The following is a 12,638-nucleotide window of genomic DNA, read 5'->3' as shown; positions in this document are numbered from 1 at the left end:
GAAGGCGGCCGCATTCCGGCAGACCAGTGCACGCAAACGGCACAGGTCCGCCAGCCATCAGGCAGCCCGGGAAAAGCGGCGCCGACCTACGATTCCCCCATGTATTCAGCTGATCGCGGTGACGTCGAGGCCACCCTCACTTCACTCACTCCTGCGCAGCGCGCTCGATTGGAGAAGGACCTCGGCCTGGTGGCGCCGCGCGCGGCCAATGGGTCCGCCGCCATTCGACGGCGCGACGGGGACCACCGAGTTCCACTGTCGTCTCCGCAGCGCAGGCTGTGGTTTCTCGACCAGCTCAATCCCGGCGACCCGACATACAACTGCACGTACGCCTTCCGGCTCTCAGGTCCAGTGAATGCGAATGTCCTGGAAACCGCGATCAATCGAATCGTCGAGCGGCACGAAGCATTGCGCACGACTTTCGCGGAAAAGAACGGCGAGCCTTATCAGGTGGTGCACGACACCCTGGAAATCAGGCTCACGCGTGAGGACGCCGACGCATGGCACAGCCATTCGGTCACCGAGGAAGCCGGAATACCTTTCGATCTGGAACGCGGCCCGTTGCTGCGGGCGCGGATCCTGAGGCTCGCTGAGCGCGACCACGTCCTGCTGCTGACCCTGCACCACATCGTGGTCGACGGCTGGTCGATGATGGTCTTCTTCTCCGAGCTCGAACGCTGGTACGACGCCGGAATGGAGCAGTACGAGCCCGTCCTGGAGCCGCTGAGCGTCCAGTACCCGGACTTCTCCGCCTGGCAGCAGACCCGGCAGGAGGCCGAGCAGTTCGCCTACTGGCGGGAGGCTCTCCACGGCCTGACCCCGCTTGATCTACCCACCGACGGTGTCGCCGCCCTGCTGCCGGATTCCGCCGGCGCCGAGCATGTGGCCGAGCTGCCCCGCGACCTCGTCGACGACCTGCGTGAGCTCTGCGGCTCCATGGGCGCCACCCTGTTCATGGGGTTGATGACCGTGTTCAAGGTGCTGCTGGCGCGCTACAGCGGCAGCAGGGACATCGCCATCGGCGCCCCCATGCATGGCAGGACCAGACCGGAGCTCGAGCCGCTCATCGGGTTCTTCATCAACACGGTCGTCATGCGGACGGACGTGTCGGGCGATCCGACCTTCCGTGAGCTCCTCGGCCGTGTGATGCGGACGTGCGTCAACGCCTACGAGAACCAGGAGGTCCCGTTCGAGCGGCTGGTCGGTGAACTCGGCTCGGCGGGAGGCAGGGGCGCCTCCCCGCTCACCAGGATCCTCATGCAGATCACCCAGCGCGATGACGTGCTGCCGCGGCTGGCCGGAGTGACGGCGCAGCGTATCGACGTGCCCGCGCGGACCGCGAAGTTCGACCTGTTGCTGGATTTCCGCCGCCACGGCGACACGTTCCGATGTCACGTCCAGCATCGGACCGAGGTCTTCAGCGAAGCGTATGTGAGCAGGTTCATGGCGCACTACGTGACGCTGCTGCGGAGTCTCGTGGCCGCCCCTGACGGTAGGGCACTCGCCGCGCCGATGCTGACGTCCGCCGAGCGCGAGCGGGCGGTACGCGACTGGAACGACACCGCGGTCGACTTCCCCAGGACGTCGACCTTGCACGGGCTCTTCGAGCGACGTACGGCAGCCGACCCTGACGCTCTGGCGGTCATATCAGGGGATCGGCGGGTGACCTACGGCGAACTCGACCGCCTGGCCAACGGCCTGGCCAGACGGCTCGAACAAGCCGGCGTGCGCCGAGGTGACCCCGTGGGGCTGCTGCTCGACAGGTCGGCGGATCTGGTCGTCGGCATGCTCGGCGTGCTGAAGGCGAACGCCGCATACCTGCCGCTCGACCCTGCCTACCCCAAGGCCAGGCTCGACACCATGCTGGCGCAGGTACCGGTGGCGGCCATCGTCGCCGGCCCCGAACGGGTGGGCGAGGGGGGCATCGACGTCGGGGCGGACGGGAGCGGCGCTCCCACCCCGCCGCGGCCGACGGCCGGTCCTGCCGATCTCGCCAACGTTCTGTTCACCTCGGGCTCGACCGGTGTGCCCAAGGGCATCCTGCTCGACCATCGTGGGCGGGTCGCCAACGTCACCGACTACAACCGGCGCTACGGCGTGGGCCCTGAGGACCGGCTGTTCGCCATCTCCTCCCCCACGTTCGACATGTGCACGTACGACGTATTCGGCACCCTCGCCGCGGGCGGCACCGTCGTGATGCAGGACGCGGAGACTTCCCGCGACCCCAAGCGCTGGCTGAAGACGCTGCGCGAGGAGCGGGTGACCATCTGGCACTCCGCCCCGCCGCTGCTCGGCCTCCTCGTCGACCAGGCGGAACGCGACGGGACCACCCTGCCGGACCTACGCCTGGTGTTCCTGGGCGGGGACTGGATTCCGCTCTCGCTGCCCGATCGCATCCGCGCGATCGCTCCGCACGCGACCGTGGTGAGCGCGGGCGGCGCCACCGAGGTGTCGATGGACTCCACCATCTACACCGTCGGCGAGGTCGATCCCGCGTGGAAGAGCATCCCGTACGGCCGTCCTATGGCCAACCAACTCGCCTACGTGGTGGACGAGGCCGGCGAGCCCGCTCCCGAGTGCGTGCCGGGCGCGCTGTACCTGGGCGGCATCGGAGTCGGCTGGGGCTACCACGGCCGTCCTGCCCTGACCGCGGAGCGTTTCGTGCCCAACCCCTTCTCCGGGGTCCCCGGCGATCGTATGTACGACACCGGGGATGTGGCCAGGTACGGCCCCGACGGTCTGCTGGAGCTCCTCGGGCGCAGCGACTTCCAGGTCAAGATCCACGGCGTCCGGATCGAGCTGGGCGAGATCGAGGCACAGCTGCGCAAGAGCCCCGACGTGGTGGACGCGGTGGTCATGGCCCCTGGCACGATCGAGCGCCGCCTGATCGGCTACGTGCTCGCCGCCCCCGGTCGCACCGCGGATCCCGCGCGGCTGCGGACCGAGTTGACGCGAGCGCTCCCGCAGGCGATGGTGCCGTCGGCGATCGTGGTGCTCGACCGGTTCCCGCTCACCCCCAACGGCAAGCTCGACAGGCGTGCTCTCCCGGAGCCACCCACCGCACAGGCCACCGCGCCGAGCCGGGAGATGACGGACACCGAGCGGAAGGTCCACGACATCTGGTGCCGGTTGCTCGGGCATGAGGAGATCGGTCTGGAGGAGGACTTCTTCGACCTCGGCGGGGACTCCTTCCTGGCGATCAGGGCGGTTCGCGAGTTCCATCCCGACCTCCCCGTCGCCGCGCTGTTCACCAGCCCGACCGTCGCCGCGCTCGCTGCGCGGGCGGACAGCGAACAGCCGCAGCAGACACCGCTGCTCCTGCCTCTGCGCACCTCGACGGCGCCCCGGCTGACCATCGTCGCCGTGCCGTACGGGGGCGGCAACGCCATCTCCTACCAACCCCTGGCGCGGGCGCTGCCCGACGGGGTGGCGTTGACGGCCGTCGCGATCCCCGGACATGACTTCACCGGTCAGCAGCTCGCCGAGGTGGCGGACGTCGCCGGGCAGGTGGTCCGCGAGCTGGCACGGACGCCGGGTCCGATCGCCGTGTACGGCCAGTGCGTCGGCTCCGCCCTGGCGGTGGCGATCGCCCGAGGACTGGTGGATGCCGGCCGTCCTCCGCAGGCGGTCTTCCTCGGCGGCTCGCTCGTCGTCCGTGATCCGCTCGCTGCGCTCGCACGGGACGAGTCCCTGTCCGACGATGAGCTGGCGGAGTTCCTCGGCTCGCTCGGCGGCATGGACGGTGACGTGCTGCCACTCGACCGCGCGGAGATGCTCCGGCTGGTCCGCCACGACCAGCGACAGGCCGGACGCTACTTCAGCGCCGCGCCGGACGCTCCGCTTCCCGTTCCGGCGTTCTGTGTGCTCGGTGGCGCCGACCCGACGACCGCTGACGACGGTGCGCAAAGGTACCGCGACTGGCTCAGGCACTTCTCGTCGGTACGGCTCGAAGTGCTGCGGGACGCCGGCCACTACTTCATCAAGGACGACGCGAGCGCCCTGGCGGACGTGCTGGTCCGCAGCATGCGCTCGCTGAGTGAGGAAAGGCGGCCGGCATGACGGACGAGGCCACCACGGCGGAGTTCCCGCTGACCCCCATCCAGGAACTCATGCTCGCGCACAGCGTGCGCGACCCGCTGTCGCCCGCCGTCCTGGTGCAGTACGCCCTGCGCTGCACCGGCCCCTTCGACCCCCTCCGGTACGGCGAAGCCTGGCAGCGCCTTGTAGACAGGCACACGGCGCTGCGCACCTGTTTCGTCCGGCTGGACGGCGCCGCGCCCGTCCAGCGGATCAACCGCTCGGCCGAGTTGCCCGTGACGATCACCGATCTGGCGGGCACGGACCCGGGAGCAGCACTCGCCGAACTGGCCAGAGCCGACGGGAAGCGGGAGTTCAGGCTGGACAAGGCTCCGCTGCTGCGGCTTTCCATCGGGCGGTTGTCGCCAGGCGAGCACGTCATTCTGGTGACGATGCATCACCTGATCGTCGACGGCTGGTCCGCCGAGCTGATGCTCGAAGAGGCGGCCTGGCACTACAGGGAGCCCCGCACGCCTCGCGAGCCGACCGACTTCGGCGTCTACCTCGACTGGCTCAAGGCCCAGGACGACGTACACGCGGAGAGCTACTGGCGTGGCGAACTGGCGGAGGCGACACCCGGCTGCGGGCAGTTGGGCGCGCTGCTGCGTCCGTCACACCACGCGGGCGTATCGCATCCGCAAGAGGTCCGCAGCGCGCTGACCTCGGCCACCGCGGAGGCACTCGTCCAGCGGGCGCGTCGCGCCAGGGTGACGCCGAACGTGCTGACCCGGTCGTTGTGGGGACTTCTGCTGTCGCGCTACAACGGGCGGGCAGGAACGATCTTCGCGGTCACCATGGCGGGCAGACCGTTCGAGATCGACGATGTGGACCGGCTGGTCGGGCCGTTCCTCAACAACGTCCCCGTGCTCGTCGCCGGCCCCGGTGACGAGCCGCTGGACGCCTGGCTGCTCGATCTGCAGAGGCGGCAGGCGGTCGGAGCCGACTACCAGTGGTGCTCACCCGGACAGATCCACGGCTGGAGCGGGAAGAGCCTGTCCGCGACCACCTGCGACAGCCTGTTCGTCTTCCAGAACTACCCCGGCGACCTCGAGCTCGCCCCGCTGGGGGACGGCGTCGCCGTTCATCGCGAGGCTGTGCCCGGGGCAAGCATCCGCACCGGATATCCCCTCACCGTCACCGTCACGCTCGCGGGAGAGCTGACGCTGCGGACCACGCACGATTCCGGTGTGGTGTCACGGCCGGGAGTGGAACGGCTGCACGAGGACTTCGCGGGGGTGCTCACCGCCTTCGCCGAGGGTGCGCGGACCGTCGCCGACCTGCCCCTTCCGCCGCTGTGGACACCGCGGGCCGACGTACGCGGGGAACGGCCGGCGGCCCGCCCCTACACGGCGCCGGAAACCGAGGTGGAGCGCAGGATCTGCGCACTGACGGCAGAGGTCTTGGACCTCGACGACTTCGGCCTGCATGACGACGTGTTCGAGGCGGGGTGCAACTCGGTCGCCGCGATGTACCTGGCGCGGAAGCTTCAGGAAGACTTCGACGTGCCCGTCCCCGTTGCCGAGGTCTTCCTGAACCCCACTCCCGCCCAGCTCGCGATCACCATCCTGGCGGCGGCGCTGCGCCGGGCCCGGCAGTAGTCTGCTCAGCTCAGGGCCCGCACGATCTGGGCCCTGTGCTCACCCTCGTCGAGCGCGATGTCGTCGGCGCGTACATGCTGGGCGAGAGTGCGCAGGGCCGCGGCCGCCTCCTGGGGGCTCGCCCCCTCCAGCCACAGCCCGCGGACCTGGAGCACGCCGTGCTGACGGTCGAGTTTGAGGTCCGCGCGCCCGCCCAGGGCACCGCGAGCCAGGAGCGGGAGGACGTAGTAGCCGTAACGTCGGCGCTCCGCCGGAACGTAGATCTCGAAGGTGTGCTCGAAGGAGAAGACCCGCTGGATACGTTTCCTGTCCCACAGCAGGTTGTCCAGCGGTGACAGGAAGGTGGGCGGGTGGTCGGGAAGCGTCTTGGGGCCGTCCAGGCAGGCGGGGTCCGCGTAGGCGTGGCCTCGCCAGCCTGGGATCTTGAGCTCGGTGACCCTGCCGTCGGCGACCGCCCGCGCGAGCGCCTCCCGCCAGGGAGCCGGCCACTTGTGCAGCCGGTAGTAGTCGGCCACCTCCCGTGCCGTTCCGATCCCCATCCTGGCGACCGCCCTGACGATCAACTCGTAGGCCGCCCGTTCCTGGCCGGGGTTGCGGGTGTCTGTGCGCGGCGGCAGGACCCGCTCGGCGCGGTCGTATTGCCGCGCGAACCCCTGGGTCCTGCCTGCGCACATGAGGACGCCCTGGTCGAAGAGGTCCTCCAGGACCTGTTTGGCGGGTTTGAGCTTCCACCATCCGCCCGATCCGGCGCCGGAGAAGTCGGCGGCGCTGACCGGGCCCTTCGCGTCGACCATGTCGAGGACGTGCGCATAGAGCTCGGCGTGCTCGTCGCGGACCTCCTTGTTGACCGTGCTGGCCCCACGGCCCGACTCCCTCAGGTGCTCGACCCTGTGCAGGAATAACGGGTAGTCGGCCAGGTCGATCCAGCTCATGGAGTGACCCCAGTATTCGAAACCCGTGCGATCGTCGTAGACCTGCTGGTTCAGGTGCAGGGGGTCATAGGCGCCGTACCTGGAGAAGACGGTGAGTTCGTGGCTGCGGGCCAGGACGTCCACCGAGTCGAGCTGGATCACGCCCAGACGCTTCAGCACGTCGACCGGGCGTCGGTAGCTCTCTCCGAAGCCCTGGCCACGCAGAGCCAGGGCGCGGATCTCTTCTTCTGTCAGCAAGTCTGTGGTTCTCCTATCGGATGGTGAATCCGGCGTCCACCGGAAGAATGGTGCCAGTGCAGCGCGCGGCGGCGGGTGAGGCCAGCCACAGGGTCGCGGCCGCGACGTCCTCCGCGTAAGCGAGCGTGTTCAGAGGATGCAGGGCGTGCGACACCTCCTCGTAGCTCGCCGCGCCGACACCCATCATGGTCGCTACCCCGGACAGCATGCCGGGCCCTTCACCGGGGTCCTCGTAGATCGACGTGGGGCTGACGGCGTTCACCCTGATGCCGTAGGGCGCGTAGTCGACCGCCAGGGCCTTGGTCAACCCGATCAGCGCGTGTTTGGCCGTGACATAACCGGAGAACGACCGGAAGGCGATGTGACCCGCCGTGGAGGCGATGTTGACGACGCTGCCACTCCTGCGGTCGACCATCGAGGGAAGGACGCTCTTGGCGCAGTGCCAGGCGCCTGTCACGTTGACGTCGAGCAGGAGGTTCCAGTCGGCCTCCGCCATGTCGTGGGCGAGGACCCCGGCGGGTCCGACGATTCCGGCGTTGTTGACCAGGACGTCGATCCCGCCGAACTCCGCCAGGGCGCCTCCCACTCCTTCCTCGACGCGGAGCGGATCCCGGACGTCGGCCTCGATGGTGACGACACGGGCGCCGAGGTCGCCACACCGCCGTGCCGTACTCTCCAGCTGGTCGGGACGGCTCATCGGGTAGGGGCAGCCGGGCAGATCCGCACAGACGTCCAGGAGGACGAGGTCCGCTCCCGCCTCCGCGAAGGCGACGGCGACGGCCCTGCCGACGCCCCGGGCCGCGCCGGTGACCATGACCACGCCCCCTGAAGGCCAGGTCATCGTGCCTCGCCCGCCGGGGTGAGTGCGGCATCCTCCGCGTCGGTCAGCGCGATCAACCGAGAGGGGAGCAGCCAGACAGCCGGCAGCAGCCCGCCGATCGCCCCGATCAGCAGCGTCGGCCACAGCCCCACGGCCTCGCCCAGCGCGCCGCCAGCGACATAGCCGAGCGGCACGGTCCCCCAGACGAGGAAGCGCATACTGGCGCTCATCCGGCCGAGCAGTCGATCCGGCGTGATCCCCTGCCGGAGGCTGACCTGGTTGATGTTGTAGACGGGGTTGGAGAAACCCCAGACGAACATGCTCACCAGGAGCACGGGCACGGTCAGCGAGCCGAGTGCGGGGGCCGCGGGGATCAGCAGCAGCGCGGCGTTGCCGATCAGCAGACCCCAGGCGATCGTCCGCCCGAGGCCGAACGCCAGGGTGCCGCGCTCGGTCAGGAAGGAGCCGAGCACCGACCCGGCGCCCGAGACGGCGAAGCTGAGGCCGACCATGCTGGGGGCCAGCCGCAGGTCTTCCGTGAGGTAGAGCACGTAGACGGTGAACAGGATGCGGCCGAAGAAGTTGCTGGTCGCCGTCGTGGCCGCGATGACCCGGAGGTAGCGGTTGTGCAGGACGAAGGCCAGGCCCTCGCGGACCTCCCTGAGCAGATTGCGGCCTGCGGGGTCCGGTGGCACCGGCTCTTCCCGCTTCTTGATCAGCGCCAGGCCCAGGGCGGAGAGGAGGAAGGAGGCCGCGTCGATGATCATGGCGGCGGGAGCGGTGACAATCTGCACCAGCACACCCGCCGCACCAGGACCGGACACCTGGGCGATGGTGGCCGTCGCGGTCATCTTGGCGTTGCCCTCCGTCAGCTCCTCCCGGCCGACCAGCGTCGGCAGGTAGGACTGGTAGGCCACGTCGAAGAACAGGCCGAGGGTGCCGAAGACGAAGACGATGACGTAGAGATGCTCGATCAGGAGCAGGTCGAGCGCCGCCAGCAGCGGGACCAGACCGATGCACACCGCGCGGAGGACCTCAGAGATGATCATCAGCGGCCGCCGGCGTAACCGGTCGACCCACACCCCGGCGACCAGACCGAAGACCAGGTAGGGCGCGAACTGGGCGGCGCCGAGGATCCCCAGCTCGGCCGGGGAGGCGTGGAGCACGAGGATCGCCAGGAGCGGCATCGCGATGGTCGTGACCTGGTTGCCGATCTCCGAAACGGTGTCACCGGTCCAGAGCTTGAGAAAGTCACGGTTCTTCCAAAGAGACATGGTCAGAGCTTTCGTGTCGTGGTCGCGGAGCGGGCTGTGGCGCTCAGGTCGGCGATCGTTGCCAGGGTGGCGGCTGCCAGTGCGGCGGCCGTCGCTGAAGCGGTTCGTAGATCGTGGGTCCAGGTCAGCCGCAGCGTTCCCGACACGACCTCGGTCTCGACGGACAGCAGGCGCGTTCGCGGTGACACTCCTGCCCTGTCGTTCGCGCTCAGGCCGTAGGGACGGGGGACGCGAGCGAACGCCGGCCCATCGCCTTCCGCCTCCAGGCGGTGCCCGAGGTAGTTGAAGGCGACCTCGGGTTCGGTGAGCGCGGCCAGCTCCTCGCGTACGGGCGCGGGGCCCAGATGGCGCAGGGCGGCGTACCTGGCCCCGCGGTTCGGCACGCCGTCCAGGACGGAGGCGACGTGGCCGAGCGTCTCAGCCGCCGTGGCCCAGGTGAGATCCACTGTGACGGGGAAGATCGCGGTGAGCCACCCGACAGTCCTGGTGAGATCGCCCTCCTCGCGCAGGGGCTCCCTGCCGTGCCGCTCGACGTCGACCTTGAGTGCGGACGCTCCGCACCATCGACGGATCGCCAGCGCGGTACAGGTCAGCAGGAACGCCTCGAAGCTGACCCCTGCCGCTCGGGCCGCTTGTGCCGCCAGGCTCGTGGCCTCCCTGCTCAGCTCCCGCCGTACGGTCGCCGCGCCCGCCTCGGTGGCGGACTGTTCCGGGTGGTCGACAGGCAGCGCGTCGGTGGCGACGCCTCCGGTGACGGTCCAGTAGACGATCTCGCTCCTCGCCTGCGCGCTGTGGGCGTAGGCGGACAGTTCCGCGGCGAACGCGGCGGCGGAGTCGGTCGGAGCCGGGCGCGGGCGGTCGGCGTAGGCGGCGGCGAGGTCCTGCAGCAGGATCTCCCACGACACGGCGTCCACGACGAGATGGTGGGCGACGAGCGCCACGAGCGGCCCGTCCGGCAGCCCGTGCAGCACCAGGGCACGAACCAGCGGGCCGCGCTCCAGGTCCAGGCCGGTCTGCGCGTCGTGCAGGGCCTTGCGTACCCGGTCCGCGCGATGACCGCCCGGCACGGTGCCGAGGTCGAACACCCTGACGAGCTCCGGGCCGGGCTCCTTGGCGCTGCCGGGCAGCCCGTCGCCGGTCAACGCAGGATGAACGCGCAGCACCGTCCGCAGCGCCGTGTCGAATCGGCCGACGGACCAGTCCTTTCGCGGGCTGAGCCAGACGCTCTGGTTCCAGTGCGCCGGCTGCGGCATCCCCTGTTCCATGAACCATTGCTGCATGGGGGTCAGCCCGCGGCCGGTGGGGGCGAGCGTCGCCGGGCTCGGTGCGGGCACGTCGAGCATGGCCGCCATGCCTTGCGCGCTCTGCCCGATCAGCACGTCGCCTGGCCGCAGGCGCAGCCCCGCCGTACGCGCGGCCGTCGCCACCCGCATGGCGATGATCGAGTCGCCGCCCAGCTGGAAGAAGTTGTCGGTGACCCCGACTCGCTCCAGGCCGAGCGCCTCGGCGAGCAGCCCGGCGACCACCTCTTCCACCGTGCCGACCGCGGCGTTCTCCCGCTCCTCCGCTGGGACGGCGAACTCGGGCAGTGCCTGAGCGTCCAGCTTCCCGTTGGCGGTCATGGGAAGCGCGTCGATGACACCGATCTTGGCCGGGATGGCATGCGCGGGCAGGATGGTTGCCAGATGCTCGCGCAGTTCGCGGGAAGCGGGGATGGCCTGACGGTCCGCTGCCACCACGTAGGCGACCAGGTGAGTTCCCCGGTGCTCGTCGTGGCGGACGACGAGCGCGGCGTCCGCCACCGCTGGGTTGGTGCGCAACGCGGCCGCGATCTCCCCCGGTTCGAGGCGGAAGCCGCGAATCTTGACCTGCTCGTCAACCCGGCCCAGGTAGCAGAGATCCCCTTCGGCGGTACGTACGGCGAGATCGCCGCTCCGGTAGAGGCGCTCGCCCGGCGTGGCGGCGAAGGGGGATGGCACGAAGCGCAGCGCGGTGGTTCGTGGATCGCCCGCGTAGCCGTGGGCCAGACCCGCGCCCCCGACGTGAATCTCACCCGGCGTACCGTCGGGCACGGGCAGGCCGTCGTCTCCGAGGAGATGGATCGACAGGTCCGCGAGGGGCCGGCCGATCAGGCTGCCCGCCCCGGACTCCACGTCGTGCTCGGTGACTTCCCGGTAGGTGACGTGCACGGTCGTCTCGGTGATGCCGTACATGTTGATCAGTGTCGTCCGGCCCTGGGGAACGTGGTCGTACCAGTCCCTGAGCTTGCCGTGGTCGAGCGCCTCGCCGCCGAAGATCACGGTCCGCACGCTCTGCGGATGGCGCCCGCGTGCCTTGACCGCGGCAGTGAGCTGGGAGAAGGCGAGCGGTGTCTGGTTGAGCACGGTGACCTGCTCGGCATCCAGGAGCTCCAGCAGGTCCTCGGGCGACCTGCTGACCTCGTAGGGAACGATGACCAGGGCGGCCCCGTGGCTCAGCGCGCCCCAGATCTCCCAGACGGAGAAGTCGAAGGCGAAGGAGTGGAACAGCGTCCAGACGTCGTTCTCGGTGAAGCGGAACAGCGTCTCCGTCGTGCTGAGGAGCCGGTCGACGCAGGCGTGGCTGATGACACAGCCCTTCGGCGCGCCCGTGGAACCCGAGGTGTACATGAGATACGCGGGTGCGGCGGGGTGGATCGGCGGGCCATCCAGCGGTTCGGGGGAGAATCCGGGGGCCTCGTCGAGGGGGATCGAGGGAAGCCGGGTGCCGGAGAGCGCGCCCAGGATCAGGCGGGCCCGCGAGTTCCGCAGCAGGAGCCGGAGCCGTTCGGGTGGGTAGGTGGGATCGAGCGGCAGATAGGCGCAGCCCGCCTTGAGCACGGCGAGGAGACCGGCGACCAGTTCGGCGGATCGTCCCGCCACGAGGCCCACGACCTGCCCCGGCTCCGCGCCCTGTTCGACGAGCCGCCTGGCCAGCCGGTTGCTCCAGGCGTCCAGAGCCCGGTAGGAGATCCGCCGGTCCCCGCAGATCACCGCCGTCCTGTCGGGATGGCGCTGGACGCTCTGTGCGAAGCGCGCGGTGAGATCACACGACGGCTGCGGATCTCGCGCGCGCACAGGCTCGGGCCGCGGAAGCAGGTCGCGCAGGGTGCGGTCAGGCTCGGCGAGCGCGGCCCACAGGATCTCCTCCCACAGGCCGACGAAGCGTGCGGCGGCCGACGGTGACAGCAGCGAGGTCCGGTAGATCAGTGCACCGGAGAACACCTCGCCCTCGTCGGACATGTAGACGTTCACGTCGAATTTCGCCGTGCCGGTGTCGATGCCTTCCGGGGTTCCGACTGCGGCGCCGAGCCTGACCGGCTCCGACGACTGCGCGTCCACGTTCAGGACGACGGTCGGCACCCATGTCCCACCGAGCGCGCGGGCGGCCGCCAGCACCTGTGCCAAGGGGATCGTGTGGTCCTCGAAGGCGTCCAGCCACGATTCGCGGGTGCGGGCCAGCAGCTCGCGGAACGTCAGGCCGGCGTCGACGTGCTGGCGTACCGGAAGAAGGTTGACGAAGAATCCCAGCACGTCCTGGAGGTCGGGCCGGTCGCGGCCGTCCACCGGCACCGCGAGCACGAGATCGTTCTGCCTGCTGTTCAGCCAGGTGACAATGAACAGGCTCGCGAGCAGGACGGTGAAGGGCGTGCATCTCGAGTCGGCTGCCGTGCTCCTGATCC

General features: G+C 69.8%; 6 protein-coding genes. 2 read left to right on the top strand and 4 right to left on the bottom strand.

What is annotated here, in order from left to right; genetic code table 11:
* Positions 1–99 precede the first annotated feature (99 nt).
* Together ACNF49_RS14710 and ACNF49_RS14705 are read left to right on the top strand one after the other, a co-directional pair.
* Positions 100–4,059, top strand: a complete 3,960-nt coding sequence (locus ACNF49_RS14710; protein WP_482944044.1) for a non-ribosomal peptide synthetase — start codon at positions 100–102, stop codon at positions 4,057–4,059.
* The gene (locus ACNF49_RS14705) at positions 4,056–5,675 is read left to right on the top strand and encodes a condensation domain-containing protein (RefSeq protein ID WP_482944043.1); all 1,620 of its coding nucleotides are present in this window, start codon (positions 4,056–4,058) and stop codon (positions 5,673–5,675) included. The genes ACNF49_RS14710 and ACNF49_RS14705 overlap by 4 nt, the downstream gene beginning before the upstream one ends.
* Before the next feature lie 5 nt (positions 5,676–5,680).
* Here ACNF49_RS14705 and ACNF49_RS14700 read toward each other — a convergent pair whose 3' ends face one another.
* The 4 genes from ACNF49_RS14700 to ACNF49_RS14685 are packed head-to-tail and all read right to left on the bottom strand — an operon-like array spanning position 5,681 to position 12,636.
* Positions 5,681–6,844, bottom strand: coding sequence for a winged helix-turn-helix domain-containing protein (locus ACNF49_RS14700; protein WP_482944042.1), 1,164 nt, complete (start codon positions 6,842–6,844; stop codon positions 5,681–5,683).
* Positions 6,845–6,857: 13 nt separating this feature from the next.
* Complete coding sequence (locus ACNF49_RS14695) at positions 6,858–7,685, bottom strand: SDR family oxidoreductase (protein ID WP_482944041.1); 828 nt, start codon at positions 7,683–7,685, stop codon at positions 6,858–6,860.
* A complete protein-coding gene (locus ACNF49_RS14690; protein ID WP_482944040.1) occupies positions 7,682–8,938 on the bottom strand; it encodes an MFS transporter in 1,257 nt (418 codons plus the stop codon). The genes ACNF49_RS14695 and ACNF49_RS14690 overlap by 4 nt, the downstream gene beginning before the upstream one ends.
* Positions 8,939–8,940: 2 nt before the next feature.
* The gene (locus ACNF49_RS14685; RefSeq protein ID WP_482945530.1) at positions 8,941–12,636 is read right to left on the bottom strand and encodes a non-ribosomal peptide synthetase; all 3,696 of its coding nucleotides are present in this window, start codon (positions 12,634–12,636) and stop codon (positions 8,941–8,943) included.
* Positions 12,637–12,638: the final 2 nt, after the last annotated feature.

It is taken from the genome of Actinomadura sp. ATCC 39365 (assembly GCF_054392275.1).
This window is presented reverse-complemented; position numbering and strand designations above follow the sequence as displayed.